At 59.2% G+C, this 26,319-nt stretch carries 21 protein-coding genes; 10 read left to right on the top strand and 11 right to left on the bottom strand.

The window, feature by feature from the left end; genetic code table 11:
- Positions 1 to 19: 19 nt before the first annotated feature.
- Positions 20 to 2,671 carry an AAA family ATPase gene (locus tag BFV97_RS13035; protein ID WP_069300825.1) on the bottom strand — a complete coding sequence of 884 codons (2,652 nt, stop codon included), beginning with the start codon at positions 2,669 to 2,671 and terminating at the stop codon, positions 20 to 22.
- The gene (locus tag BFV97_RS13030; RefSeq protein ID WP_069300824.1) at positions 2,668 to 3,807 is read right to left on the bottom strand and encodes a metallophosphoesterase family protein; all 1,140 of its coding nucleotides are present in this window, start codon (positions 3,805 to 3,807) and stop codon (positions 2,668 to 2,670) included. Before BFV97_RS13030 ends, BFV97_RS13035 begins: the two co-directional genes overlap by 4 nt.
- A gap of 294 nt (positions 3,808 to 4,101) precedes the next feature.
- Between BFV97_RS13030 and BFV97_RS13025 the strand changes: the two genes are divergently transcribed.
- The gene (locus BFV97_RS13025) at positions 4,102 to 4,947 is read left to right on the top strand and encodes a fumarylacetoacetate hydrolase family protein (RefSeq protein WP_069300823.1); all 846 of its coding nucleotides are present in this window, start codon (positions 4,102 to 4,104) and stop codon (positions 4,945 to 4,947) included.
- A 42-nt stretch (positions 4,948 to 4,989) separates the two neighbouring features.
- On the opposite strand, the gene BFV97_RS13020 is transcribed toward BFV97_RS13025, so the two are convergent.
- The 4 genes from BFV97_RS13020 to BFV97_RS13005 form a co-directional block, all read right to left on the bottom strand.
- On the bottom strand, positions 4,990 to 5,490 hold the full coding sequence (locus BFV97_RS13020; protein WP_245667746.1) for a gluconokinase: 501 nt from the start codon (positions 5,488 to 5,490) through the stop codon (positions 4,990 to 4,992).
- 15 nt (positions 5,491 to 5,505) lie between these two features.
- Complete coding sequence (locus BFV97_RS13015) at positions 5,506 to 6,267, bottom strand: gamma-glutamyl-gamma-aminobutyrate hydrolase family protein (RefSeq protein ID WP_069300821.1); 762 nt, start codon at positions 6,265 to 6,267, stop codon at positions 5,506 to 5,508.
- A gap of 147 nt (positions 6,268 to 6,414) precedes the next feature.
- Positions 6,415 to 6,843, bottom strand: coding sequence for a GlcG/HbpS family heme-binding protein (locus BFV97_RS13010; RefSeq protein WP_069300820.1), 429 nt, complete (start codon positions 6,841 to 6,843; stop codon positions 6,415 to 6,417).
- Entirely contained in the window at positions 6,844 to 8,982 is a 2,139-nt protein-coding gene (locus BFV97_RS13005; protein WP_069300819.1) for a malate synthase G, read from the bottom strand.
- Between the two features lie 191 nt (positions 8,983 to 9,173).
- Here BFV97_RS13005 and pepN point away from each other — a divergent pair, with 191 nt between their 5' ends.
- Positions 9,174 to 11,744, top strand: a complete 2,571-nt coding sequence (pepN, locus tag BFV97_RS13000; protein ID WP_069300818.1) for an aminopeptidase N — start codon at positions 9,174 to 9,176, stop codon at positions 11,742 to 11,744.
- 99 nt (positions 11,745 to 11,843) lie between these two features.
- Positions 11,844 to 13,355, top strand: coding sequence for an Asp-tRNA(Asn)/Glu-tRNA(Gln) amidotransferase subunit GatB (gatB, locus tag BFV97_RS12995; RefSeq protein ID WP_069300817.1), 1,512 nt, complete (start codon positions 11,844 to 11,846; stop codon positions 13,353 to 13,355).
- On the opposite strand, the gene BFV97_RS12990 is transcribed toward gatB, so the two are convergent.
- On the bottom strand, positions 13,352 to 13,822 hold the full coding sequence (locus BFV97_RS12990; RefSeq protein ID WP_069300816.1) for a VOC family protein: 471 nt from the start codon (positions 13,820 to 13,822) through the stop codon (positions 13,352 to 13,354). The genes gatB and BFV97_RS12990 overlap by 4 nt on opposite strands.
- 162 nt (positions 13,823 to 13,984) lie before the next feature.
- Here BFV97_RS12990 and BFV97_RS12985 point away from each other — a divergent pair, with 162 nt between their 5' ends.
- Both BFV97_RS12985 and BFV97_RS12980 read left to right on the top strand, forming a co-directional pair.
- Positions 13,985 to 14,458, top strand: a complete 474-nt coding sequence (locus BFV97_RS12985) for a thioesterase family protein (protein WP_069300815.1) — start codon at positions 13,985 to 13,987, stop codon at positions 14,456 to 14,458.
- Positions 14,459 to 14,558: 100 nt separating this feature from the next.
- A complete protein-coding gene (locus tag BFV97_RS12980) occupies positions 14,559 to 15,086 on the top strand; it encodes a hypothetical protein (RefSeq protein WP_069300814.1) in 528 nt (175 codons plus the stop codon).
- A 22-nt stretch (positions 15,087 to 15,108) separates the two neighbouring features.
- Here the strand turns inward: BFV97_RS12980 and BFV97_RS12975 are convergent, their stop codons facing one another.
- Positions 15,109 to 15,402 (bottom strand): BolA family protein, encoded by a 294-nt coding sequence (locus BFV97_RS12975; RefSeq protein WP_069300813.1) that lies wholly within the window; start codon positions 15,400 to 15,402, stop codon positions 15,109 to 15,111.
- Between the two features lie 179 nt (positions 15,403 to 15,581).
- On the opposite strand from BFV97_RS12975, the gene BFV97_RS12970 reads away from it, so the two are divergent.
- The gene (locus BFV97_RS12970; RefSeq protein WP_069300812.1) at positions 15,582 to 16,235 is read left to right on the top strand and encodes a J domain-containing protein; all 654 of its coding nucleotides are present in this window, start codon (positions 15,582 to 15,584) and stop codon (positions 16,233 to 16,235) included.
- A 101-nt stretch (positions 16,236 to 16,336) separates the two neighbouring features.
- On the opposite strand, the gene BFV97_RS12965 is transcribed toward BFV97_RS12970, so the two are convergent.
- A complete protein-coding gene (locus tag BFV97_RS12965) occupies positions 16,337 to 17,386 on the bottom strand; it encodes a succinylglutamate desuccinylase/aspartoacylase family protein (protein WP_069300811.1) in 1,050 nt (349 codons plus the stop codon).
- Positions 17,383 to 18,999 carry a sulfatase-like hydrolase/transferase gene (locus BFV97_RS12960; RefSeq protein ID WP_069300810.1) on the bottom strand — a complete coding sequence of 539 codons (1,617 nt, stop codon included), beginning with the start codon at positions 18,997 to 18,999 and terminating at the stop codon, positions 17,383 to 17,385. The genes BFV97_RS12965 and BFV97_RS12960 overlap by 4 nt, the downstream gene beginning before the upstream one ends.
- A 273-nt stretch (positions 19,000 to 19,272) precedes the next feature.
- Between BFV97_RS12960 and cobS the strand changes: the two genes are divergently transcribed.
- From cobS to BFV97_RS12940, 4 genes are all read left to right on the top strand, one after another.
- Positions 19,273 to 20,259: a cobaltochelatase subunit CobS gene (gene cobS / locus BFV97_RS12955; protein WP_069300809.1), complete on the top strand. Its 987-nt coding sequence runs from the start codon at positions 19,273 to 19,275 to the stop codon at positions 20,257 to 20,259.
- A 65-nt stretch (positions 20,260 to 20,324) separates the two neighbouring features.
- A complete protein-coding gene (gene cobT / locus BFV97_RS12950; protein ID WP_069300808.1) occupies positions 20,325 to 22,196 on the top strand; it encodes a cobaltochelatase subunit CobT in 1,872 nt (623 codons plus the stop codon).
- A 75-nt stretch (positions 22,197 to 22,271) separates the two neighbouring features.
- Positions 22,272 to 24,077: an aminopeptidase P family protein gene (locus BFV97_RS12945; protein WP_069300807.1), complete on the top strand. Its 1,806-nt coding sequence runs from the start codon at positions 22,272 to 22,274 to the stop codon at positions 24,075 to 24,077.
- Between the two features lie 149 nt (positions 24,078 to 24,226).
- Positions 24,227 to 24,577, top strand: coding sequence for a DUF427 domain-containing protein (locus BFV97_RS12940; protein WP_069300806.1), 351 nt, complete (start codon positions 24,227 to 24,229; stop codon positions 24,575 to 24,577).
- Positions 24,578 to 24,619: 42 nt separating this feature from the next.
- Here BFV97_RS12940 and BFV97_RS12935 read toward each other — a convergent pair whose 3' ends face one another.
- Positions 24,620 to 26,284, bottom strand: coding sequence for a chloride channel protein (locus BFV97_RS12935; protein ID WP_083225635.1), 1,665 nt, complete (start codon positions 26,282 to 26,284; stop codon positions 24,620 to 24,622).
- Positions 26,285 to 26,319 lie beyond the last annotated feature (35 nt).

Below are 26,319 nucleotides of genomic sequence, written 5' to 3'. Positions count from 1 at the left end.
GGCCTGATCCGCCACAGGGTCAGGCCGGATGCTCGATCACCAGTTCGGGTTGTTCCCCGCCGAGTTGGGCAAACGCCATCTGGCGACAGGAGAAGACGATTACCTGTAAATCGGTGGCAACGCGGTGCAATGCGGTGAACATTTTTACGATCCGGTCGTCATCGGAATACACCAGCGCATCATCCAGAATGATCGGCATCGGATAGCCCTGCCGCGCAAACAGACGGGCAAAGGCCAACCGTGTCAGGATGGCGATCTGTTCCTGTGTACCACCGCTGAGCGCGTCGAGTTCTTCGTGCTGGCCGGCCCGCTCCAACCCGTTTGGCAACAGGCGGCTGCTGTCAAATTCAAGGGCGGCATCGTCGTGCAGGATCGATAGGAGCGGCTGCAATTCCTTTTGAACCGGCTCAAAATACACATCCCGCGCCTGCGTCCGGCGGCCTTCAAGTTCTGACACCAGCAGGTTCAGCGAGGCCACCTCGCGTCTGTATCGGGCCTCCCGCGTGCGGGCGGTTTCCAGCTTGCCTTGCACTTCGGCCAGTTCTTCTTCGACACCGTCCTCGGCGCGGGCCTGAATACGGGCGTTATATCCGACAAGCTGGTCCTTCAATGCGCCGATCCGTTTCTCTGCCTGCTCTACCACGGTTTTCGCACGCTTAAGATCCGCCGTTGCCGTGTCCAGATCCGGCGCATTCTGTTGCAGTGCCAAAAGGGCTGCGCTTGCGTCTTTTACAGCGGTTTCTGCGATGCTGGCCTGCCGCGCGGCGGTGGCTTTGCGGTCCTCAAAACTGTCCGCATCGCCGTAGGCGGCTTTGGCCTCAAGCAATGCAGCGGCGGCGCGGTCGCGCTTTTCCCGCAGCACGCCTTCGGACTCTCTTGCGTGGGACAGCACCTCGCGGCAGCGTTCGGAACCGGCGCGGGCGTCCCGTTCTTCGGCCTCGCCCGTTTCCAGCGCCGCAGCCAGTGCATCGGGGTCCTGCACGGGTGCCTCCGTTGCCGGAACCGCATCCGCTGCCAGCCGCGCCTTGGCAAGTGATCCGCGCAGCGCGTCCAGTCCTTCAGGCACCAGCGATGCGATCACCCCTTCCGCCAGTTCCTTGCGCTGTGCAGCCTCCTGCCGCGCAGCAAGGTCCGCGTGGGCCTGCTCTACCGAACCGACCTTTGCCTGAGCTAATGCCGACTCAAAACCGGCCAGCGCCTGTTTTAATTCCTCTGCTGCCCGATCCCCGTCTTCCCGTTGGCCGGGATCCACCACCAGCGCCCCGATGCCCGGCAGATCAAAGCTCTGACGGGAGGAAATCGCCAATGCTTCACCGGCGCTCACGTCCGTCCCGTCCAAAGACACCCGTGCCGCGCCATCGTAGCGCAGTGTGACGGTGACGGACTGGGCCTCTGCCCGCGCCTTGGCCTGATGCAGACGGTTTTGCGCCTTTGTTACCGCCTGCATCAGAGCCGGCGTTATGGTGATACCGTCCAGCTGCGCCGTTGCATCTTCCAAGGCGCGTTGCTGGGTTTCGGCCTTTTCGAGCCGTTCTGACAGTTGCTTAACCTGATCCCGTGCCTGACGGGACTGCGCCGCCTGCTGCGCGGCTTTTTCCTGTTCGCGCAAGGATTTAACCGCCGCTTGCGCCTGTGTCAGTCGGGCCGCAGCCTGTTGTTCCTGCGTACCGGCCTCTGCCAAGGTCTGACGGGCCGCCGCTAATTCCGACTGAAGGGTCGTATCCTCCTGACGGACCTGTTCCAGCTTTGCCGCCGCCTGCAACAGATTATTCAGTCTGGTGTGCGCCGCCTCGGACTGGAGGGTTTTCAGATCGAGATCTTTCGCCGCCTGTCTGGATTTCTCCGCATGGGACTCTGCCTCTTTGAACCGCGTCTCTGCAATGGCCAGCGCATCCCTGCGCTGTTTCCACGCCTCAGGCTCGTTCATGCGCGACAGCTCGGCCTCGCAGGTTTTCCGCCCTGCAAGGTTTTCTGAAAGCTCCTTCTTCAGGGCTGAAAGCTCTGCCTCCCGCGCCTCCAGCTCTGCAATTTCAGCCTGAATCTGCCCCCAAGGCCCGTTCTTTTTGGCCTTACCGCTTGCAATGGCCAGTTTTGACAATTCCTCCTGACACCGCGCCAGCACACGATCCATGCGCCGCCCGCCTGTTACCTTATCGATCTCCCCTGCAACCGAAGACAACAGATCCCGCCGCGCCCCGAGCAGACGTTCCTTTTCTGTTTTATCCGCCCCAACCGTGCCAACAGGTTCCAGACCCGTTGTGCCCTGCTTTACCCAAAGCAGCCCCGCCGGACCATCCAGCCCGTTGTCCATCAGCGCCGCGATCCAGCTTTCAGCCTCGTCGTCCTGTGCCACCAGCGGACCGCCCGCCTTGCTGACGCTCGCCCGCTTTTGCGCCAGAAACGACTTTTCAATGACAAAACGTCCGCTTTGGATTTCGATCTCTGCGCTAATCTTCACCGCGCCGCCGGAATGGGGTTGCAGGGATTTCACATCCTTCCCCATGCTGCTGTATTTGGCGAAAAACAACGCGTGGAGCGCGTCGAAGAAAGTGGATTTGCCGAATTCATTGGCTTCGGAGATTACCGTGACACCATCGCCAATATCGCGCAGAGAAGCTGTCCTGCCGCCGAATTTACGCACATTTGTCAGGCTTAGGGAACGCAGTTTCATGGGGACTCCGATGCGAAAGTGAACAACATCGACAGGGCGTTTTCCGCAACTTCGCGGTCCTCGGCCGACAGGTTGGCATCATCCGACCGTTCCGCCAGACTTTGTGCCGCCATCCGCAACGCCCCCGCCGTATCCACACTGTCCAGATCAGAGGTGTCATGGGTCAGCCGCAGCCGGTCCAGATCCGCATCAAACCACAGAAAATCCGGTGCGACCTGCGCCACTGCCTGCACTAGTGCGGTCTTTTCCGCCAGACCGATCCGCCCTTCCGCGCGCAAACGGGTCAACACATCGCGGCGCTGGGACACGTCCGGCAGCCCCTGATGGAACTGCCCGACACAATCCCCGTCCGGCATCAGCTCCAGCCCAAGGTCAAGCCACTGGATCACGCCGGTCGGAACGGTTTTTACGTCCGGCACCGCATTGCCGCCCTGCACTGTCACCAGATTGGCGCTCGCATGCATTTTATGCTTGAAACTATCCCGCTCCGGTGTGCCGGAAAACCATGTGCGTTTGCCGACTTCGATCTGCCCGTGCCAGTCCCCAAGCGCAAGATAGGCCAGACCGGAGCGTTCGGCCCGATCGGGTGGAATAATCGCCGCCGAACCGTCTTCGGAGATGGTCTTTTCGCCGCCACCGCCAAAATCCGTAATCCCGCCATGACCCAGTCCGATGCGCAATGCGCCTTCCGGTGTGGCCTGATCCATTGCCTCGGTCAGATCACGCCCGGGGTTGCGCGCCGTACAGGGCGCGGGCAGCAGAACCGCCCCCGACCCGAGAGAAACCGGCTTGCTGTCCAGCACCACCGTCAGGTTATCCGGCTTGTCGTTTGAAATGACCCGCCACAGCTCGCTCGCCGCGAGGGAATCGTGATTGCCCGGCATCATCACCCAGCGCAACCCGGTGTCCTGTGCGATGGCGTTCAGCGTCTGGCGCACCAGCGAAGGCGTGGGCGTTTCCGCGTCAAACGTGTCCCCTGCCAGCAGGATCACCTCTGCGCCGCCCTCCCGCGCGGTGCGGGCAAGCCGGCTGATCACATCATTGCGCGCCTCGCGCAATCGGCCCCGAACCTCTTCGGGGAAGCGGCCAAAGGGTTTGCCCAGATGCAGGTCGGAAGAATGCAGGAAGCGGATCATCGGCGCACCCCATTGAACAGTTTGATAACACGGGGTTTCCCGCCGGAACGAAAGGGGATCAGCATGTGACGGACTCCAATACCTTCTACAACCTTAAGTCATACAAACTTGCCCGTCGGGAACAAGCCATTTGCAAAGGTTTCTTCAAAATCCCTGCCCTGTGCTGCGGGATAAAACTTCGCGTAGCCGACCCTTGTGGTTTGCTGCCGGACGGGTGAAACTGCGCCCATAAACGGACGGTTCCTCCCGCGCAAAGGTCGGGCCGTTCATCTAAGCTGGAACAAGGAAGACCCCATGAAACTTCTCCGATACGGCGCCCCGGGTGCCGAGAAACCCGCACTGATGGACGAAAGCGGCACGCTGCGGGACCTGTCGGAACATATCCCCGATCTGGACGGGTCGCAGTTGTCTGACGACGCGCTGGCGAAACTGGCAGCGCTTGACCCCGCCAGCCTGCCAGCGGTTGAAGGATCACCGCGCATCGGGCCTTGCGTGGGCAATATCGGCAAGTTCATGTGCATCGGGCTGAACTACTCCGATCACGCCGCAGAAACCGGTGCCAGCATTCCCGAACACCCGATCCTGTTCATGAAAGCGAACTCCGCCATTGTCGGCCCGAACGACACAGTGGTGATGCCGCGCGGATCAACCAAAACCGATTGGGAAGTCGAACTGGGCGTTGTGATCGGCAAGACGGCGAAATATGTCAGCAAGGAAAACGCGCTGGAGCATGTAGCGGGTTATTGCATCGTCAATGATGTGTCCGAGCGGCATTTCCAAAAGCATCTGTCGGGCAACTGGACCAAGGGCAAATCCTGCGACACCTTCGGGCCAACGGGTCCTTGGCTGGTGACACGGGATGAAATCCCCGATCCCCAAGCGCTCGATATGACGCTTGATGTGAACGGCAAGCGGATGCAGACCGGCAATACCGGCACGATGATCTTCACCGTGGCCGAGATTATCGAACATCTCTCCCATCTTTTCACGTTGCATCCGGGCGATGTGATCGCAACTGGCACGCCTCCGGGCGTGGGGCTTGGGATGAAGCCACCAACGTTCCTGAAGGACGGTGATGTGATGGAGCTGAACATCACAGGGCTTGGCACCCAGAAACAGACGGTCAAAGCGGACGCTTGACCGGCCACCGCCCCTGCCTTGCGGGGGCGGACCGACCCGCTGTCAGAGCCGCTCCAGCCCCTGACAAATCCGATCCACGATCCCCTCTACGTCACTGGCAATTCCAACAGTCAAAGCGTTTTCCTGCGGGGCAAACGGCTCCAGCGCCGCGAACTGGCTTTGCAGCAGATGCGGTGGCATGAAATGCCCGCTGCGCGTCTGCATCCGCTCAGCGATGCAGTCTCTGGTCCCCTCAAGCAGAACGAACACCACGTCCCGCCCTGCCTGTTGGCGCAACCTGTCGCGATAGGCAAGTTTCAGCGCGGAACATGCCATCACAAGACACCCGCGCTCCGCCCCGCTTAGGCGCTGACCGACACGGTCAAGCCAGGGCCAGCGATCCACGTCGCTCAGCGGTTCGCCGCGGGACATTTTACGGATGTTGGCAGCCGGATGGTAATCATCCCCGTCCTGAAACACCCCGCCAAGCCGTTTGGCAAGCGCAGCACCGATCGTGGATTTGCCGCAACCGGACACCCCCATGACTACGATACGATCGCTCACAGACACCCCAAGGGGTCAGGCGGCCCGACGCTGCGCCGCGCAATCCCGCATGGCCTGACCGAAGGCTTCAAACAAGGGGCGCGAGACCGGATCATTGGCCGCGTTCCATTCGGGGTGCCACTGCACAGCCAGCGCAAAACCGGGCGCGCCTTCGATGCGGATCGCTTCAGGCGTGCCGTCCGGTGCATGACCTTCCACCACAACCCGTTCACCCGCTTCCTTGATCCCCTGCCCGTGCAGGGAATTGGTCAGCACCACATCGCTGCCAAAGATGCTTTCAAACACCCCGCCTTTGGTCAGGGAGATGTCGTGGCGGTGGGCAAATTTTTCCTCAATCGTCCCGTCCGGCGGCATCCGGTGGTTCATCCGTCCGGGCAGATCGCGGATTTCGGGGTAGAGCGTGCCGCCAAACGCCACGTTGAATTCCTGAAACCCGCGACAGATGCCCAGAACCGGCACGCCCCGTTCCACACAGGCACGGATCAGGGGCAATGTCAGACGGTCCCGGTCCCGGTCAAAATCACCGTGGGCGGGGGTTGCATCCTCGCCATATTCCTCGGGGTGGATGTTGGGCCGCGCGCCGGTAAAGACAAACCCGTCGAAGATCTCGCACAGATCGTCAATCCGGTTCAGATCCGGCAGGGCCGGCACCACAAGCGCGGTGGCCTCACAGACTTCAGAGACGGCATAGAGGTTATGCAAACCGCAGGCCTGCACCGCATACTCGTCGTTGATCATATGGGCGTTGCCACTTATTCCGACTACTGGGCGCACCATGTCACTCTCATTTGTTTTCGCATGCAAAAGGATTAGTCCGAAGCGCCGGCAGATTGCAAGCCCTGCGCCCTGATCGCCACAAGGACATTACGGAACGGGCTTCAATGTTCCATAAATACTCGGGCGTCCGGCCGCAGGATTGAACGATCAGGCTTCCGCAAAAAACGTCGCCGCCTCGATCCCTGCAACCGCACACAGCGCGTCGTTTTCCGATGTATCTCCGGTGACGCCAACCGCCCCCATGATGGTGCCCTTCTTGTCCTTGACCAGCACACCGCCGGTCAGAGGCACAAACCGCCCGCCGTACACACCGTTCAGCGCATCTGCGGCAAAGGGCTGGCTCGCCGCCCGCTCCATCGCGTAACTGCTCGGCTTGCCCAGCATCAGCGCGGCATTCGCCTTGCCATCAGCGATTTGAAACCGCCCCACCGAGGCACCGTCCTGCCGTTCAAAGGCCAGCACGTTGCCGCCCTGATCCAGCACCACCACCGAGAGGGGTTGCAGCCCCATCTCCTTGCCTTTTGCAAAAGCCGCACGAACAATCTTGCGGCATTTCGCCAGATTCAAACCAGCCATTTAACGGGTTCCTTTCAACTCCAGACGCCGTGCGTGCAGGATCGGTTCGGTATAGCCCGAGGGTTGCACGGTTCCGCGGAAGACCAAATCACAGGCCGCCTGAAATGCCAAGCCGTTGAAATCCGGTCCCATCGGATCATAGGTCGGATCACCGGCGTTCTGTTCATCCACGACCAGGGCCATGCGGCGCATGACCTCCATCACCTGATCCCGATCCACCACACCGTGATACAACCAGTTGGCGATGTGCTGGCTGGAAATCCGGCAGGTGGCGCGGTCTTCCATCAGGCCCACATTGTTGATGTCGGGCACTTTGGAACAGCCCACGCCCTGATCAATCCAGCGCACCACATAACCCAGAATACCTTGCGCGTTGTTTTCAACTTCGCGGGTGATTTCCGCATCGGACCAGTTCTGCCCCCGCGCCACCGGAATTTGCAGGATCGTGTCCACCGAGGCCCGCGCCCCGCCTGCGGCAATTTCCTTCTGCCGCTCCAGCACATCTACCTTGTGATAGTGCATGGCATGCAGGGTCGCCGCGGTCGGGCTTGGCACCCACGCACAATTTGCACCTGCCTGCGGATGGGCAATCTTGGCGGCCAGCATATCGGCCATCTGGTCGGGCATGGCCCACATGCCCTTGCCGATCTGCGCCTTACCCTGCAAACCGCAGGCCAGACCCACATCAACGTTGTGATCCTCATAGGCCGCGATCCACGGCTCGCCCTTGATGTCATCCTTGCGCAGGAAAGGTCCGGCCTCCATCGAGGTGTGGATTTCATCGCCGGTGCGGTCCAGAAAGCCGGTGTTGATAAAGGCGACACGGTTCTTGGCAGCGCGGATACATTCGCCAAGGTTCACCGTAGTGCGGCGCTCTTCATCCATGATGCCAAGCTTCACCGTGTATTGCGGCAGGCCCAGCGCCTGTTCTACGCGGGTAAAGATTTCATCCGCAAAGGCCACTTCTTCGGGGCCGTGCATCTTGGGCTTCACCACATAGACGGAACCTTTGACCGAGTTGCCGCCCTCGCGCTGCAAGTCGTGCATGGCGCAAAGCGTGGTGCACATGGCGTCCATGATCCCCTCGCCCACTTCCAAACCGTCGCGGTCCAGAATGGCCGGGTTGGTCATCAGATGGCCCACATTGCGCACCAGCATCAGCGCACGACCCTTGAGGGTCAGCGTGCTGCCGTTCGGTGCTGTGTATTCACGGTCGGGATTAAGCGCGCGGGTGAATGTCTTATCCCCTTTGGTCACGCTTTCTGACAGATCGCCCTTCATCAGACCCAGCCAGTTAGAATAGGCCAGAACCTTGTCTTCGGCATCCACAGCGGCCACGGAATCTTCGCAGTCCATGATCGACGACATGGCAGATTCCAGCAGGATGTCGGCCACACCTGCCTTGTCCACGCTGCCGATCTGGTGGTCGCGGTCGATGGTCAGTTCCGCGTGCAGCCCGTTGGTTTGCAGCAGAACCGCGCTCGGGTTTGCCGCATCGCCACGGTAGCCTGCGAATTGTGACGGCTTGGCCAGCGCCACACCATCCGCCTGCAATGCCCCGTCCGTAACGCTATACTGCGCGACATCCGCGTGGGAGCCGCTGGCCAGCGGGAAAGTCTCATCAAGGTAGGATTTCGCCCATGCGATAACCCGTGCTCCACGATCCGCAGAATAGCCGCCCTTTGGCGCCGTGCTGCCCATAGCGTCCGTGCCGTAAAGCGCATCGTAAAGGCTGCCCCAACGGGCGTTTGCCGCGTTCAGCGCATAGCGGGCATTCATGATCGGCACCACAAGTTGCGGTCCGGGCACAGCTGCAATTTCTGGGTCTACGTTGGTGGTCTCGATCTGAAAATCCGGACCCTTTAGCACCAGATAGCCGATTTCCTGCAGAAAAGCCTTATATTCAGCGGGATCATGATCCAGACCACGCCGTTCTATATGCCAGCCGTCGATCTGCGCTTTGATCTCTTTACGCTTTTCCAGCAACGCGCGGTTTTTCGGGCCAAGGTTGTGGACCAGCGCGGACAAACCGCTCCAGAACCGGTCCGCAGAAACGCCTGTATCCGGCAGGGCACGGCTTTCGATGAAATCCGCCAGTTCTGCATCTACCTGCAACCCGTGTCTGTCTTTGCGTACCATGGTATACCCCTTAAAGTGTCAACGGTTTTCCTAAGCCAGAGCGCGTGGCGAGTCAAATTGACTTGGCACAGTTTTGGCGCATGTCAGGGGCAAAACCGCGTTTTTTCGCGTGCCGCCACCGCACCGCAAAAAACGCTCTTGAACCTGCCTGCTGTTCCCATGCAGTTTGCACACAACTCAGGAGATTATCCATGCGCCCCACCACGACCCCGCCGACCATCCGTCTGTCCGATTACAAACAACCGGAATTCTGGATTGAAACCGTTGATCTGCATTTCAAACTGCACCCGACGCAAACGCGGGTCCGTTCCAGAATTGCATTCAAAGGCAACACAGAGCGCACTGATGGTCCCCATGACCTGCGCCTGCACGGGCAGGACCTGAAGCTGATCAGCGCCAGCATCAACGGCACCCCCCTGAAGGACGATGAAATCCTGATCGACGCCGAGGGGCTGACGATTCCGGGCGATCTGGTGCCGCAGGACGGTTTTATCTGGGAAGCCGAGGTGCAAACCAACCCGCAGGCCAATACTTCGCTCAACGGGCTATACATGTCGAACGGCATGTATTGCACCCAATGCGAGGCCGAGGGCTTTCGCAAGATCACCTACTATCTGGACCGCCCCGATGTGATGGCCGTCTTTACGGTGGAAATCGAAGGCGATGTGCCGGTCCTTCTGTCCAACGGCAACAATCTGGGCAATGGCAAATGGCATGACCCGTGGCCCAAACCCGCCTATCTGTTCGCGCTGGTGGCCGGTGATCTGGTGTCCTACGACGATCATTTCACAACGATGAACGGGCGCGAAGTGGACCTGCAAATCTTTGTCCGCCCCGGCGATGAAGACAAATGCGCTTATGCGATGGACGCGCTGAAACGGTCGATGCGCTGGGATGAAACAGAATACGGGCGTGAGTATGATCTTAACCTGTTCATGATCGTCGCGGTTGACGATTTCAATATGGGCGCGATGGAAAACAAAGGGTTGAACATCTTTAATTCCAAATATGTTCTGGCCAGCCCTGAAACCGCAACCGACCGCGATTACGAACTGATTGAGGGCATCATTGCGCATGAGTATTTCCACAACTGGACCGGCAATCGCATCACCTGCCGCGATTGGTTCCAGCTTTGTCTGAAAGAAGGTCTGACGGTGTTCCGCGACCAGCAGTTCAGCGGCGATGCCCGGTCCCATGCGGTGAACCGGATCGAAAACGTGCTGCAACTGCGCGCACGCCAGTTCCGCGAAGATGCTGGCCCGCTCGCCCATCCGGTGCGCCCTGAAGAATATATCGAAATCAACAACTTCTATACCGCGACCGTTTATGAAAAAGGGGCTGAGGTGATCGGCATGCTGCGTACTTTGGTGGGCGCAGACAATTACCGCAAAGCGCTGGACCTGTATTTTGAACGCCATGACGGGCAGGCCTGCACCATTGAAGACTGGATCAAAGTGTTTGAGGACGCCTGCAACACCGACCTGTCCCAATTCGCGCTGTGGTATTCCCAAGCAGGCACGCCGCGCATCACCGTGACCGAGGATTTTTCCGGCGACACGCTGACCCTGACTTTCACGCAAACCAACCCTGACACACCGGGTCAGACCGATAAGAAACCCCAGGTGGTGCCAATCCGCACAGGGTTCCTCGCAGCGGATGGATCGGAGGCCGCGCCGGAACAGCTGCTGGTGTTGGACGAGGCGCTGAAATCGTTCGAGATCAACGGGCTGGTGGACAAACCCACCCTGTCCCTGCTGCGCGGCTTTTCGGCGCCTGTGGTACTGGAACGCCAGATCACCAATGCGGAACGGGCCTTTCTGCTGACCCATGACAGCGATCCCTTCAACAAGTGGGAAGCGGGCCGCGATTATACACTGGCGCTGTTGCAGGATATGATCCTGAACGGTGCGGATGTGGACCCCGCCTTCCCCAAGGCGATGCGGGCTGTTGCTGTGAACGAAACACTCGACCCTGCGTTCCGCGCGCTGGTTTTGTCTCTGCCTTCCGAAGACGCATTGGCACAGGCCATCTTTGAACAAGGCACCGCCCCTGATCCCGATGCGATCTATGCAGCGCGGCAAACGCTGGCCAAAGCGGTGGCGACTGAACTTTCGGGTGATCTTCAAGGGCTTTACCGCGATCTTGCCACCCCCGGTCCGTATACTCCCGACGCCGAAGCCGCAGGCAAGCGATCCCTGCGCGGGGCCGTTCTGTCCCTGATCAGTCACCTTGAAGACGATTGCGCCACTGCCAAAGCCCAGTTTGCGGCTGCGGACAACATGACAGAGCAACTCTCGGCGCTGTCAACGTTGATCCGCCACGGTGAGGGCGACGCAGAGGTGCAGGCGTTCTACGAACAATGGCAGGCGGATCGTCTGGTGATCGACAAATGGTTTACAGTACAGGTGGCCAGCGCCCCTGCGGACAAAGCGGTCAATGTGGCCCGCGCCCTGACGCAGCATAAGGATTTCGACTGGAAGAACCCGAACCGCTATCGCAGCCTGATCGCGGGATTTGCCATGATGAACCCCGCAGGTTTCCACCGCAAGGACGGCGCAGGCTACGAATTCTTTGCCGACTGGCTGATCAAACTGGACCCTGTAAACCCGCAAACCACCGCGCGGATGTGCGGCGGGTTTGAAACATGGCGCCGCTATGACACCAGCCGCCAGCAGTTGATGCAGGCGCAGTTGCAGCGGATCGCGGATTTGCCCGATCTGTCCAAAGATACGGCAGAAATCGTCGGTAAAATCCTGAACTGACGGTTTCGCCAATCCCGATATGCCAAGCGGCTTGCACTACGCCTCACATGGGCCTAGAACGCAGTCCGTATTCCACAACGCTGCGCAAAGGCCCTGCACATGCTCGATCTGACCTATACCGCCCCGAAACCCAAAGTCATTTCCGGTGCCACCGGCGATTGGGAACTTGTGATCGGCATGGAAATCCACGCGCAGGTAGCGTCAAACGCCAAGCTGTTTTCCGGCGCGTCGACCGAATTCGGGGCAGAGCCGAATTCGAACGTGTCTTTCGTGGATGCGGCCATGCCCGGCATGTTGCCTGTAATCAACGAATTCTGCGTGGAACAGGCCGTGCGCACCGGCCTTGGCATCAATGCGGACATCAACCTGTTTTCCGCCTTTGACCGCAAGAACTATTTCTACCCCGACCTGCCACAAGGCTACCAGATCAGCCAGTTGTACCACCCGATTGTGGGCGAAGGCGAAGTGCTGGTGGATATGGAACCGGGCGTGGGCCGTCTGGTACGGATCGAGCGCATCCACCTTGAACAGGATGCAGGGAAATCCGTGCATGACATGGACCCGAACATGTCTTTCGTGGACCTGAACCGCACCGGCGTGGCCCTGATGGAAATCGTCTCGCGCCCTGATATTCGCGGCCCCGAAGAAGCCGCCGCCTATGTGACCAAACTGCGCCAGATCCTGCGGTATCTCGGCACCTGTGACGGCAATATGCAAAACGGTAACATGCGTGCAGATGTGAACGTTTCGGTCTGCCGCCCCGGTGACTATGAAAAATTCGCGGAAACAATGGACTTCAGCGTGCTTGGCACCCGCTGTGAAATCAAGAACATGAACTCCATGCGGTTCATGCAGCTGGCCATTGATTACGAAGCCCGCCGCCAGATCGCTATTCTGGAAGACGGCGGTACGATTGATCAGGAAACCCGCCTTTATGACGCGGATAAGAACGAAACCCGTTCCATGCGTTCCAAGGAAGAAGCCCACGACTACCGCTACTTCCCTTGCCCTGACCTGCTGCCCCTTGAGATTGAACAGGAGTGGGTGGATGACATCAAGGCGGGCCTGCCCGAACTGCCGGATGCCAAACGTGCGCGTTTTATGGCGGATTTCGGTCTGTCCGAATATGATGCATCGGTGCTGACGGCCGATGTGGAAAACGCCGACTTCTTTGAAAAAGTGGCCGAAGGCAATGACGGCAAGCTGGCGGCAAACTGGGTGATCAACGAGCTGTTCGGCCGTCTGAAAAAGGACGACAAGGACATCTCTACCAGCCCTGTTTCTCCGGACCAGTTGGGCGGGATCATCAAATTGATCACCAAGGGCGATATTTCCGGTAAGATTGCCAAAGACCTGTTTGAAATCGTCTATACCGAGGGCGGCGACCCTGCACAGATCGTGGAAGAGCGCGGCATGAAACAGGTCACGGACACCGGCGCGATTGAGTCCGCCGTAGACGAGATCATGGCCGCCAACCCTGCGCAGGTGGAAAAAGCCAAAGAGAACCCCAAACTTGCAGGCTGGTTTGTCGGTCAGGTGATGAAAGCCACGGGCGGCAAGGCCAACCCGAAAGCCGTAAACGAGATCATCGCAAAGAAACTAGCGGGTTAATTCTCCGCCAGCCACGCAGACAGCGGTTGCACGCCAAAATCCGGTCGGGAGGGTTCATCCAGAATATGGATCATCTCGATCGAATGCCCGTCAGGGTCTTTGAAATAAATCGAAACCGCCGGCATCCAGCCGATCACAACCGGCTCTTGCACCGGCTCCCCGTCAAGACCGAGCGGCGCTAGCCCCGTTTTTTGCAGAAAATCATAGCTGGTTTTGATCGTATCGCGGTCTACCTGAAACGCGAAATGTAACACCATGCCAAGCGGCGCGCTCCCCACGCCCCACAGTCCGAGCATGCCGCGTTCCTTTTCCCCTACCCAGAAAAACGCAATGTTCCTCTCGGTATTCCGGTGGGCCAGTTCCAGCCCGATGGTATCGCGGTAAAATGCGACGGAGTGTTCCAGATTTCGCACTGGAAGATGGGTTTCGTAAATTCCGCGAATGGCTGGTTTCTGTAGCAGTGTCATGGGCATAGATCCTCTCTCTTAATGCGAATCTGACTCTACGACCTCAACCAAACTTTAGGTCAAACGGAAAATAGGCACGCTGCGCCACTTGGCCAAACCCCTTGCGGGCCGTACCCCGCCCCCGCTAGTCTGCGCGCAATTCCAATGACCAAGAGACATCCCATGCAAACCCCTTTCCGCGCCTCCCCAAAAACAGTCCTGCCTGAATGGATCGACTTTAACGGCCACCTCAACATGGCTTATTACAGCGTACTGTTTGATACTTCGGTGGATGAAGCCTATGAACAGATCGGCTTTGGTCCGGATTATGCCCGCGATCACGGCCACACCACCTATGTAGCGGAATTTCACATCTGCTATGTGCGTGAATTGCACGAAGGGGACAGCGTTTATGTGACCACGCAACTGGTCGATTATGACGAGAAACGCTTTCACACCTATCAGGAACTCTACCATGCAGACGGCTGGCTGGCGGCCACCGCCGAGGCAATGACCCTGCATGTGGACATGTCCGGCCCCCGCGTTGCCCCGATGCCCGAACACATCCAGACCCGCATGGGAGAGATCCTGAAGGCCCATAGCGCCCTTGGCACGCCAGCGCGGTTGAACCGCTCTATCGGGATCAAACGCAAGTAGGCACGCTTTGGCCAACCGGAGATTGGCGCACAGGAAGGCACTTGCCCTGTGCGCATCAATCAGGCAAAACCCAAGTCGCTACGACGAAGGATGCCAGCCCATGCAACGCTACGAATACAAAGCCGTTCCGGCCCCCAACCGCCCCAAAAAGGTCAAGGGTGTCAAAACCACGGCAGGCCGGTTTGCGGCTGTACTGACCGATACGATCAATGATCTGGCGAAAGAGGGCTGGGAATATCTGCGCTCTGACAGCATGCCGGTGGAAGAAAAACCCGGATTGCTGAAATCGCGTATTGAGACCTATCAGACCATTCTGGTGTTCCGCCGCGCGCTGGCCGCTGAAACCGCGCCGGTTGCGGCTGTCGTCCCTGCCGCGCCCAAAGATGACACCGATCCCGAAGTGGCAGCCCCGCCTGCCCCCGTGACACCCCCGGCGCCCGTAGCACGAAACGATGCGGATAATCGCGCCCCTGCGAAACCGAAAGACGCAGAGGGCGAGCCGCGCCTGTCCAAAGGCTGGGGCGAAGGCAAGGAAGACCGTCGCCCCAAAGATCCGCCGATCCGGGGCAAGAAAGACGAAAGCCCGTTTGCAGAACCCACCGACAAGGACAAAGAGATCGACCGTTAGACGATCTCTGCGCCTTTTCGTTTTAACCTGCCTGTTCGCCCTGTTCCGCCGCCGGTGCCGGTGCGCTGACATCCAGCGCCAGCGCGTGAACCCGCTCTTCCAGCTCTGCCTTGACGCAGGCCATAACCGCCCGCTGGCGGGCAACGCGGCTCATCCCGACGAGCCTGTCAGAACGCATCACTATACGAAAATGTGTCTCGCCCCCTTCGCGATAGCCGCCATGTCCGCGATGCTGTTCGCTTTCGTCAATAATCTCAAGAAGTTGCGGCGCAAATTCCGCCTGCAATTTCTGTTCCATCCGCTGTTTCATCGTCATATTTTTACTCTCAACCCTAAAATGCCTCTTGGCGCTCTGGCACAATAGGCTAAAGTCCCCTGTCCGAGTCGAGAGCTCTTTACGCCGATTGCGTCAATTATGCCAGCACCCGGATCCGGACCAGCGGTCGCCCGATAGTTTCGGGCCGGACAGGAACGCATTGCTAAAGGAAGACACACATGGCCGAACGTTCGCCGTTTAACTTCGATATTTCCGTCTCTGCAGACAAAAAACGCCGTGCCAAGGGACGGCGTGGCATGTCCGGCGCGTTTGAGACCTCCTCGCGCCAGTGCGAACATGCCGGATGCGGCGAGCCGGGCAAATACCGTGCGCCCAAACATCCCGACAATCTGGAAGAATTCTACTGGTTCTGCCTGACCCACATCCGCGAGTTCAATTCCAAGTGGAACTTCTTTGAGAACCACTCCGAAGAGGAAATGGACAAACAATTCGCTGCGGACCGTGTCTGGGAACGGGACACGAAACCCTTTGGCAAAAAAGGGGAAAGCGCCCGCCCCTCGGTAGAGCAAAAGGCTTGGGCGCGGCTTGGCATCGAAGACCCGCATGAAGTGCTCGGCCAGAATGCCACCCGAAATCCGGGCAAAGCCGACCCTGCCGCCGGAACCCGTCGCCTGCCCCCCGCAGAGCGTAAGGCTGTGGACATTCTTGAAGCACGGGACAACTGGACCAAGGCGGAATTGCGCAAGCAATACAAAAAGCTGATCAAGGAACTGCACCCCGATCTGAACGGCGGCAATCGCGCCGACGAGGACCGTCTGCAACAGGTGGTCTGGGCCTGGGACCAGATCAAGGTCAGCAAGGTCTTCAAATAACCCCTGCGCGCGCAGGCTCTTTTTGGGGAAACTATCCTCGGGGGAATGCCGTCAGGCATGGGGGCAGACAGCCCCCGTTCACCGTTTCAGATGATCCTGCTTCAGATTATCTCGTCCTCGTCAAACAGCGGGTCCAGTTCCAACTGCTGGGCCAAGCCTTCGACGGTGTCTTCTGTGTCTTGCGTGGAACTGACACTGGCGATGTGGAAAATCGCGTCGCCTTCATTCACCACCGGCAGGACGGCCCGCCCGATAATTACCCCGCTCATCGGGGCGCGCAGTTCGGCTTCGGCCTCCCCGAAGGGATCGGACACCACGGCAAGGGTTTCGCCCTCTTCAACCACATCCCCGTCGCCTTTGAAGATACGGATCAACCCCCCCGCAGGTGCGCGGACCCAACTGCTGCCAGCGCAGAATATCGGCTGCTCTTTCGGTTTGGCGATGCCTTTGGCTGCCACCATGTCCAGATGGCGCAACACCCGCAGGATACCGGCAACACCGGCCCGCACCGCCATCTCGTCAAACCGCAGCCCCTCCCCCGCCTCATAGAGCAGAACCTCAACGCCTTTTTCCTGTGCGGCCTGTCGCAAGCTGCCCTCACGCAGACCAGAGGTCAGAATGACCGGCGGGCCAAAGACCTGTGCCAGCTCCATCAACCGCTCCGATCCTTTGGACACACGGATTTGTGGCAGGTTGGTGCGATGTATCGCGGCGGAATGCAGATCAATCCCCAGATCACAGCGCGACACCAGATCCTCCAGAAAGATATGCGCCAGCCGCGACGCCAGCGAGCCTTTGCTTGTCCCCGGAAAAGAGCGGTTCAGATCCCGTCGGTCCGGCAAATAGCGCGAGCGCATCAGGAACCCGTAGGTGTTCACAATAGGCACGACGATCAGCGTGCCCCGCAGACGGTTCAGCCCTTCAAACTGCAACAAACGGCGCAGGATCTCGACCCCGATCACCTCGTCCCCGTGGACCCCCGCACTGGCAAAGACGGTCGGCCCGTCTTTGGCGCCGTGGATCACATGGGCCGAGAGCGACACCGGCGTATGATCCGCCAGCACGCTGACCGGAATGTCGATAGTCCGGCGGCTGCCCGCTGCGACCGCAACCCCGCCAAGTTCGAAATCCGCCCGTTTCTTTTGTTTCATTCCGTTTCCGCATCCATGTTCCAGATCACGCGGGAGAGGTCCAGATCCACCTTCAACCGTGCGTTCACCTCGTCTACGCCGTGGGTCTGTACCAATGTCGGGTCATCGCTCAGCAATGACACCCCGATACCGGCCCGCGTCCCCTCCAGCCAGCCAAGCCAATGCAGCAGGGTCGGAAATATGTCAAACATTGCTGCATGACTGTCGATCACTTGCGGCGCCTGAGGCCCGTCAAGAAGGATCGCCGTGTTCCGCCGTGGCGCTTTCTCCAGCAAGTTGTAGAGATTGTTGTGATGGGCAAGGTGGTCGCTCAGGATTGCGATGCGTGTGTCGGTGCCTTTGGTCAGGTCGCGGACCTTTTCAACAAAGGCGCTCGTCAGCCGCGCAGTGCAATGGACGGCGTCAATCATATTGTGCGATTTGAATTTATACGTCCCGCCGGTACAACTCTCCGACATCAGGGCCACCGGCCCGTGGGTGTCCATCGTGGCAACCGTGACGGCAAAGGGTTTGTCCGCGTCCAAAGCGGCGGTGATCAGCTTTTCGGCTTTTGCAAAAGCATGGGCATCCCGCAACCCCCAGTCGTTGGCAAAGCTCTTGGCCACATCAGCGGTCATTTCGTATTCAATATTTCCCAGATCGTATATCTGCTCGGTGCCGTGGGTCGTGAGGTAATTGTCAAAGCCGTAAAACCCCATCTTGTTGCCTATGATGCGGGTGGTCGAAATATAGCTGACGTCATAGCCTTTGGCGTGCAGGATGTCGTCGAGACAGGTCAGGTTCGGCGCTATTAGTTTAACATCGCCGTAATCCCGCGCCGAAATCAGACCGTTGGGCAGGACCGGCACACCACAACGGCTCGCCACGGTTCCGGCAAGGCTCCATGCGGTGCCGTGCAACTGGTCAACGCCGGTAAGATTGATCCCTTCCCGCGCAAGCGCGTCCAGCGGCGCATAAGCTTCGGCCATGGCAGGTGGCAGGGTGTTGTAACTGCGTTCCAGACCCTCAAGGTAGATGATCACAAGGTTGGGTCTAGCTGCATCTTCTTTGATTTCTGGGTCTTTGAAATCCGCAACGAAAGAGGGGCGTTGCCTGTAGGTATCAGCCAGCGACTGGGTGGCCAGATCCCAGACAACGGGATTGACCGCCAGCAACATCAGCGCAATCGCAACCGTGCTCAGGGGCACCCTTTCCAGCCAGTATTGGGCGCGAAACAGGCTGGCCAGAAAAACAGACCAGTAGACCAGCACGGTAAACCCGTAAGGCACGAAGTTTGCTGTGGGAGTGCCGTCCATCCCGAAGACCAGATGGAATACGAAAGCTGCCATGTCCATCTTGCCAAAGATCAGAACCACAAAGGTGGCAGGCACCAGTGCAAGCACAGGCAACAGGATCACCAGCAATCTTCCCCAGCGTTTGCGCCGACGGGCTTCATCCGGTTCGAACGGAGGGCGTGCCAGCAGGCTGACGGCAAATATCACCAGGAGCGCGAATGCGTATCGGTAATCAGAGACATTCGCATCGTAAATTGCCCGCAAGACGAGAAACAAGGTCAGTAAGGCTGGCAGGATAATAATAAAAAACTTTAGAAACGAAATGAGTTTAGCGATCATCAATGCTGATCCCAACGCGATAGATTTAATTAACTTTTATAATTCTTTTACATTTCCCTATTCGATTTAGAAATCTTTTTCATAATAGTGCGTAGAAAATCCACCCCTTCTTCTGTCCGGTTCCACACGCTGTCAGCACTGATCTACGCTATGTCAGGCGGGTTTGCGCGGGGCAAAATACGCCGCACCCCTTGCGCCCTGTTTGAATATATTCCACTAAGCAGGGATCACCCTTTCTTTGGGCTCTTCTTTCGATGACGCAGGACGATATACATGGCCGATAATTTTCTGGATATGAACGCAAAACCAACCGAGGAAATTTCTGTACGGGAGGTTTTCGGGCTCGATAGTGACATGACCGTCAGAGGCTTTGCCGATCGCACCGACCGCGTTCCAGAAACGGACAGCACTTATAAATTCGACCCTGACACCACGCTGGCTATTCTGGCAGGGTTTCAATACAACCGCCGCGTGATGATCCAGGGCTATCACGGCACCGGTAAATCCACCCACATCGAACAGGTTGCCGCCCGTCTGAACTGGCCGGCTGTGCGGGTGAACCTCGACAGCCATATCTCGCGGATTGACCTGATCGGTAAGGACGCGATCAAGCTGAAGGACGGCAAACAGGTCACGGAATTCCACGAAGGCATTTTGCCTTGGGCGCTGCGCAACCCTGTTGCGATCGTGTTTGACGAATATGATGCGGGCCGTGCAGACGTTATGTTCGTGATCCAGCGTGTTCTGGAAACCGACGGCAAACTGACCTTGCTGGACCAGAATGAAATCATCACGCCGAACCCTGCTTTCCGCCTGTTTGCGACAGCCAACACGGTTGGCCTTGGGGATACCACCGGACTTTATCACGGCACCCAGCAGATCAACCAGGGCCAGATGGACCGCTGGTCGCTGGTGGCAACGCTGAACTACCTGTCCCATGACGCGGAAGCCGCCATCGTTCTGTCCAAGAACCCCCATTGGAACACGGAAAAAGGCCGCAAGGACATCGCCCAGATGGTGACTGTTGCCGACCTGTCGCGTACTGCGTTCATGAACGGCGATATTTCTACCGTGATGTCGCCCCGTACCGTGATCGCTTGGGCTGAAAACGCCCGCATCTTCAAGGATATCGGCTTTGCCTTCCGCCTGACCTTCCTGAACAAATGCGACGAGCTGGAGCGCCAGACCGTGGCCGAGTTCTACCAGCGTTGTTTCGACGAAGAACTGCCCGAATCCGCGGCAAGCGTCAGCTTGGGGTAAGCAAAACGCGCAACCCGTGTTAGGGTGCGTCAAAGGAAGTGTGAAAGCGAAAGGACGGGACGTCTATGAACAAACCAAACGACAATCCCGCTGATCCGTTCAAAAAGGCGCTGGCCGAGGCGACCAAGGCGATGGCAAACGAGCCGGAGCTGAACGTCACCTATACGGTGGACCCGCCCGGACAGTCCAATGACGCCATGCGTTTGCCACAAGTGACGCGGCGGATGACGCGGGACGAGGTTCTGTTGGCCCGTGGCACAGCGGATGCCTATGCGATGCGGCTTCGCTACCACAATGAAGCGACCCACAACCGCTATGCGCCGCAGGGCGAAATGGCGCGCTCGCTCTATGAGGCGATGGAAACCGCCCGCTGTGAAGCGATGGGCGCGCGGGCCATGCCGGGCACGGCTGGAAACATCGACGCCAAAATCAGCAATGAAGCTGCCAAGATGGGATTTGCCCAGATACAGGATGCCGCCGGTGCGCCGCTGGCCACGGCTGCGGGCTATCTGGTACGCCATCTGGCAACGGGGCGCGATCTGCCCCCTGCTGCGGCCCATGTGATGGAGCTGTGGCGCGGGTTTATTGAATCCCAAGCCGCCGACACGCTCGGCAATCTGGAAGAAGTACTGGACGATCAGGTCGCCTTCTCCAAATTCGCCCGCCAGATGATTGAAGATCTGGGCTACGGCGAACAGTTGGGTGAGGATCCGGACGAGGAAAACCCCGACCGTCAGGACGAGGCCGAAGAGGACAATCAGGAAGACGAAAATCCCGATACCGACAGCGGCGACCAGTCTGACGAGGACGACGAGAGCGAAGCCTCTCAGGACCAGCAGGCCACGGACGAACAGCAACAGGCCCAGACCTCTATGGAGGAACGGGACGAATTGGACGACGCCGAAGAAATGGAAGCCCCTGACGGGCAACCCCCGCTGGACCCGCCCCCCCCTGCGGCCCATTCCGATGCGGACCCGAACTACCGCGTTTACACGACAGAATTCGACGAAGAGGTTCTGGCCGAAGAACTGGCGGAACCGGCAGAACTGGAACGGCTGCGGGCCTATCTCGACCAGCAGCTTGATCCGCTGAAAGGGGCGGTTTCGCGGCTGGCCAACAAGCTGCAGCGCCGCCTGCAAGCCCAGCAGAACCGCAGTTGGCAGTTTGATATGGAAGAGGGCATTCTGGATGCAGGACGTCTGGCGCGGGTGATTTCCAACCCCACTACGCCGCTGTCTTTCAAAGTGGAAAACGACACGGAATTCAAAGACACCGTAGTTACGCTGCTGCTGGACAACTCCGGTTCCATGCGCGGACGCCCGATTTCCATCGCTGCGATCTGTGCGGATGTTCTGGCACGTACGCTGGAACGCTGTCAGGTGAAATGCGAAATCCTCGGCTTTACCACGCGGGCGTGGAAAGGCGGGCAGAGCCGTGAGAACTGGCTTAAGGGCGGGCGTGAACAGACGCCGGGCCGCCTGAACGACCTGCGCCACATCATCTACAAAGGGGCCGATGCTCCGTGGCGGCGCACGCGCCCCAATCTGGGTCTGATGATGAAAGAAGGGCTGCTGAAGGAAAACATCGACGGCGAGGCGCTGGAATGGGCGCACAAGCGGATGATCAACCGCCCCGAACAACGCCGCATCCTGATGGTGATTTCCGATGGTGCGCCGGTGGATGACAGCACCCTGTCGGTGAACTCTGCCAGCTATCTGGAAAAACACCTGCGTGATGTGATCGAAATGATCGAGAAGCGCAAACAGGTGGAACTGATCGCCATCGGCATCGGCCATGACGTGACCCGCTACTATGAACGGGCCGTGACCATCACCGATGCAGAACAGCTTGCCGGTGCCATCACCGAACAACTGGCCGGACTGTTCGATCCCTCCGGCAATTCCGGCCCGAAAATGGTGCTGCGCCGCAGCGCCTGACACAGCACGCTTTGCAGAGGCCACAAGGCCCCTGCCCCCTTGCGCATCCCCACACTTCAAAAGGCAGAGACACGCATGTTCCAAAGCTTTGAAGCCACCACATCACCGGAAACCGGCGGACCACGGCTGGCCCGCTTGCGCGATGTGCTGAAGGACAGGGCGCTCGACGGGTTTATTATCCCCCGCGCCGATGCCCATCAGGGGGAATACGTGGCCGAAGCGGATATGCGGCTGGCGTGGCTGACAGGCTTTACCGGATCCGCCGGCTTTTGCGTGGCCTTGCAGGACCGCGCGGCTGTTTTCATCGACGGGCGTTACCGTCTGGCGGTGCGCGAACAGGTGGATCTGGATCATTTCACGCCGGTGGACTGGCCAAAGACCAAGCTCGGCGACTGGCTGGTGGCCAACGCCCCCAAGGGCAGTGTTATCGGCTTTGATCCGTGGTTGCACACCAAGGGCGAGATCGACGCGGCCAAGGCGCGGCTGGAGAGCAGTGGCATCACCCTGCGCCCCTGTGACAATCTGGTGGACGTGATCTGGCAGGATCGGCCTGCCCCGCCCAAAGACCTGATGGTACCCTATGATCTGGCGCTGTCTGGCGAAACCAGTGCGGACAAACGGGGCAGAATGGCCGAGACGTTGCGCCAGTCTGCCCATAAAGCGACTGTGCTGACGCAACCGGATTCCATCGCATGGCTGCTGAACACGCGGGGCAGCGACCTGGGACATACCCCTGTTGCGCTTGCCTTTGCCACGCTTGACGATACGGGCCACGCAGAACTGTTCATCGACCCTGCCAAAGTGGACGATACCCTGCGCGCCCATCTGGGCAATGACGTGACAATTTCCGATCCTGCTGAACTCGGTGCTGCCATCGACCGGCTTGATGGCCCCGTTCTGGTGGATAAATCCACAGCACCTGTCTGGCTGGATACGCGCTTGCAAAAGGCCGGAACACCGGTGGCTTACGGCGATGATCCGATCCTGTTGGCCAAAGCCTGCAAGAACGAGGTGGAACTCTCCGGCACCACAGAGGCCCATCTGCGAGACGGCGCTGCGATTTGTAATTTTCTAGCGTGGATCGACAGCCTCGGCCCCGCCCCCAAGCTGACCGAAATTGACGTAGTGAAAAAACTGGAAGCCTTCCGCGCAGAAACCGGAAAGCTACGCCACATCAGTTTTGACACTATCTGCGGCACAGGGTCGAACGGGGCGATCATGCACTACCGCGTCACCGAACAGAGCAACCGTCAGATCGAAGCTGACAACCTGCTGCTGGTGGACAGCGGCGGGCAATATCTCGACGGGACCACGGATATAACCCGCACTCTGGCCATCGGTACGCCGCCCCCCGAAGCGATCCGCGCCTTTACGCTGGTTCTGAAGGGGATGATCACCCTGTCTATGGCACGTTTCCCCAAAGGGGTCAGCGGACGGGACATCGACGCGCTGGCCCGCAACGCGCTGTGGCAGGCAGGGCTCGATTTCGATCACGGCACCGGCCACGGTGTTGGCGTTTACCTGTCGGTGCATGAAGGACCGCAGCGGATTTCCCGCGCTTCCGAAGTGGCTTTGCAAGAGGGCATGATCCTGTCGAACGAACCCGGCTATTACAAACCCGGCGCCTTTGGCATCCGCATCGAGAACCTGATTGTTGTGCAAAAAGCCCCGCCGCTGGAGGGCGCCGATGATCGCGAGATGCTGAATTTCCGCACCCTGACCTTTGCGCCGATCGACCGCAAGATGATCGACGTTGACCTGCTGAGTGCTGCGGAACGGCACTGGCTGAACAGCTATCACGGCGAAGTTTTGGACAAACTGGCGCCACGGTGTGACCCTGCGACACTAAACTGGCTGGAACAGGCCTGCGCAGAAGTATAACACTACGTTACAAAGCCATGATAGACCGGATACAGACAGAGTGTCAGGCCGGTCAAACCCGCCCCCCGCGACCGGCGCTTATTGCCGGACCGGACAGGGGGGCAAGGGGCCGTGGCACCTATATGAATGACAGATCTGGGAGAGATTTTATGGGGACAGAACCGGAAATCGTGATTGAACCGGCACCGGGTAAATGGAGCATCCGTGCCCAGGGTGCCGTGATCGGTAACACAGCCCGCGCGCTTTTACTGCGGGAAAACGGCCGGGAGCCTGTGCTCTACGTGCCACGGGACGATCTGCAAATGGTGTTTTTCGACCCGTCTGACGACACAACACACTGCCCCCATAAGGGCGATGCGACCTATTATCATCTGGTGGGCAAGAACCGGCGCGACGAAAACGTTGCGTGGTCCTATGAATCCCCGCTGGACAGCGTGTCCGAGATTGCCGGACATCTTGCCTTTGACAAAGACACGATCACCATTGATCAGGTAAGCTAGGCCAATCAGAGCGCGGTTGCGCGGCGTGGTTGCGGGTCGGGATCAGGCGTGGTGTTCGCGCACGGTTTCGGCCATCGCTTCACTGTAGGCGCGCAGGGCATCCACCTGAAACAGCGTGCCTTGCAGGGCAACGACTTCTCCTGTGTCATTGGTAGAAACAACCGGCAGGAACTGGTGCGTTGCCCCGTCAAACAGCGGCAGGGCCGCTTCCAGAGAACTGGTATCGTTGACATAGGCCCCTTCAGCGATCAGGCTCTCGCACAGCTCGCGGCTGCCCATGCGCGGATGATCCAGCCCCCGCATCAATCCGGCCACCGGCAGGGTTGCCAGCAGGTAGGCTTGCGGACCGGCGGCCAGACGCACGCCGCGCCGCTCCAGCTGTTCCAGAAAGAACGACCGCGCGACAAACTTGCCCGCAACCGTTGTGGACAGCCCGACCGCCAGCATCACCGCAAGTCCTGTCTGCCAGTCGCCCGTCATCTCAAACACGATCAGCGTTGTGGAAATCGGTGCGCCCAGCACCGCCGCCCCGACCGCCCCCATCCCCGCCAGCGCATAAAGCGACAGCGTCCCTGAAACCGTGGGAAAAATCGCGGTTGCCACCCAGCCAAAGGCCAGACCTGTCAGTGCACCAAGCATCAACGCCGGTGAAAACGCACCGCCCCCCATGCGCCCCGCCATCGTCACAGCGACCGCGGCCACTTTGACAACCGCCAGCCCGATCGCCCCCCAGAAGGTGATCTGCCCGGTCAGCGCCAGAAAGGTTGTTTCGTATCCGACGCCGATGATGTTGGGCACCCAGATCGCCATTGCGCCCAGCACCAACCCCGCGATTGCCGGACGTAACCAGCCCGGAATGCGGAAGCGCTGCTGCCAGTCATCGCCCCAGTCTTCGGCAAGGAAGATGGATTTCATCATGATCACCGCGACAATTCCACAGACGATCCCAAGCAGGATAAATGCCGGAAGCTCTACATAAAATTCCAGTACATGGGCCGGCAGGGTAAATTCGGTGATGTCACCGAACCCGAACCGGCTGATCAGGGCACCACACACCGAGGCCAGCACGATGGGTCCGAAAGAATGCACCGCGTAATGGCGCAGGACCACTTCCATAGCAAAAATCGTACCGGCAATCGGCGCGTTGAATGACGCCGCAACTGCACTGGCCACCGCACAGCCCAACAGATCCCGCGCCGTTATGCCATTGGCCTTGATCACCCGCGAAACCTTGGAGGAAATAACCGCTGCAAGATGGACCACCGGCCCTTCCCGCCCCGAAGAACCCCCTGTTGACAGGGTAATGAAAGACGCCACGGCCGAGGCCAATCCTGCCTTGCCCTCTACCTTGCCGTTGTGCAGCGCCGCGCCCTCAATCGCATGGGCCACCGTGCGCACCCGTCCGTCCGGCGTATAACGTTGCAGGATGATGCCCACGATCAGGCCGCCGATCACCGGCACCACCAGCACCCAGAACCACGGCAGCTCGCTGGCTGCCGAGGCGAGCTGTACGTCGTTTTCACCATAGATCCACGTTTGCAGCGCCGAAATCCCGACCCGAAACCCAAGAGTCGCCCAACCCGCCGCGCAGCCGATCAGCAGTGCAAGCCCCCAAAACATTAGGGAATTCACCCCGTCCTTGCGCAAGGACGGCATGCCTTCACGGTTCCACAGCCGCGAGGCTCTCTGGGGGCGATTGCTGGACATTTTCCTTCTCCGCAGACTGAACCCTGACAGGATTT

This window comes from Neptunicoccus sediminis, assembly GCF_001719615.1.
Taxonomy (GTDB): Bacteria; Pseudomonadota; Alphaproteobacteria; order Rhodobacterales; family Rhodobacteraceae; genus Amylibacter; species Amylibacter sediminis.
This window is presented reverse-complemented; position numbering and strand designations above follow the sequence as displayed.

Bases quoted from the DNA above. Each gene is read 5' to 3' on its own strand.
- BFV97_RS12975 (WP_069300813.1), bottom strand. From the start codon at position 15,402: ATGACGATGAAACAGCGGATGGAACAGAAATTGCAGGCGGAATTTGCG.
- gatB (WP_069300817.1), top strand. From the start codon at position 11,844: ATGCTCGATCTGACCTATACCGCCCCGAAACCCAAAGTCATTTCCGGT.
- BFV97_RS12980 (WP_069300814.1), top strand. From the start codon at position 14,559: ATGCAACGCTACGAATACAAAGCCGTTCCGGCCCCCAACCGCCCCAAA.
- cobT (WP_069300808.1), top strand. From the start codon at position 20,325: ATGAACAAACCAAACGACAATCCCGCTGATCCGTTCAAAAAGGCGCTG.
- BFV97_RS12940 (WP_069300806.1), top strand. From the start codon at position 24,227: ATGGGGACAGAACCGGAAATCGTGATTGAACCGGCACCGGGTAAATGG.
- BFV97_RS13010 (WP_069300820.1), bottom strand. From the start codon at position 6,843: ATGGCTGGTTTGAATCTGGCGAAATGCCGCAAGATTGTTCGTGCGGCT.
- cobS (WP_069300809.1), top strand. From the start codon at position 19,273: ATGGCCGATAATTTTCTGGATATGAACGCAAAACCAACCGAGGAAATT.
- BFV97_RS12945 (WP_069300807.1), top strand. From the start codon at position 22,272: ATGTTCCAAAGCTTTGAAGCCACCACATCACCGGAAACCGGCGGACCA.
- pepN (WP_069300818.1), top strand. From the start codon at position 9,174: ATGCGCCCCACCACGACCCCGCCGACCATCCGTCTGTCCGATTACAAA.
- BFV97_RS12985 (WP_069300815.1), top strand. From the start codon at position 13,985: ATGCAAACCCCTTTCCGCGCCTCCCCAAAAACAGTCCTGCCTGAATGG.
- BFV97_RS13025 (WP_069300823.1), top strand. From the start codon at position 4,102: ATGAAACTTCTCCGATACGGCGCCCCGGGTGCCGAGAAACCCGCACTG.
- BFV97_RS12990 (WP_069300816.1), bottom strand. From the start codon at position 13,822: ATGACACTGCTACAGAAACCAGCCATTCGCGGAATTTACGAAACCCAT.
- BFV97_RS12965 (WP_069300811.1), bottom strand. From the start codon at position 17,386: ATGAAACAAAAGAAACGGGCGGATTTCGAACTTGGCGGGGTTGCGGTC.
- BFV97_RS13035 (WP_069300825.1), bottom strand. From the start codon at position 2,671: ATGAAACTGCGTTCCCTAAGCCTGACAAATGTGCGTAAATTCGGCGGC.
- BFV97_RS13030 (WP_069300824.1), bottom strand. From the start codon at position 3,807: ATGATCCGCTTCCTGCATTCTTCCGACCTGCATCTGGGCAAACCCTTT.
- BFV97_RS12970 (WP_069300812.1), top strand. From the start codon at position 15,582: ATGGCCGAACGTTCGCCGTTTAACTTCGATATTTCCGTCTCTGCAGAC.
- BFV97_RS12960 (WP_069300810.1), bottom strand. From the start codon at position 18,999: ATGATCGCTAAACTCATTTCGTTTCTAAAGTTTTTTATTATTATCCTG.
- BFV97_RS13005 (WP_069300819.1), bottom strand. From the start codon at position 8,982: ATGGTACGCAAAGACAGACACGGGTTGCAGGTAGATGCAGAACTGGCG.
- BFV97_RS12935 (WP_083225635.1), bottom strand. From the start codon at position 26,284: ATGTCCAGCAATCGCCCCCAGAGAGCCTCGCGGCTGTGGAACCGTGAA.
- BFV97_RS13015 (WP_069300821.1), bottom strand. From the start codon at position 6,267: ATGGTGCGCCCAGTAGTCGGAATAAGTGGCAACGCCCATATGATCAAC.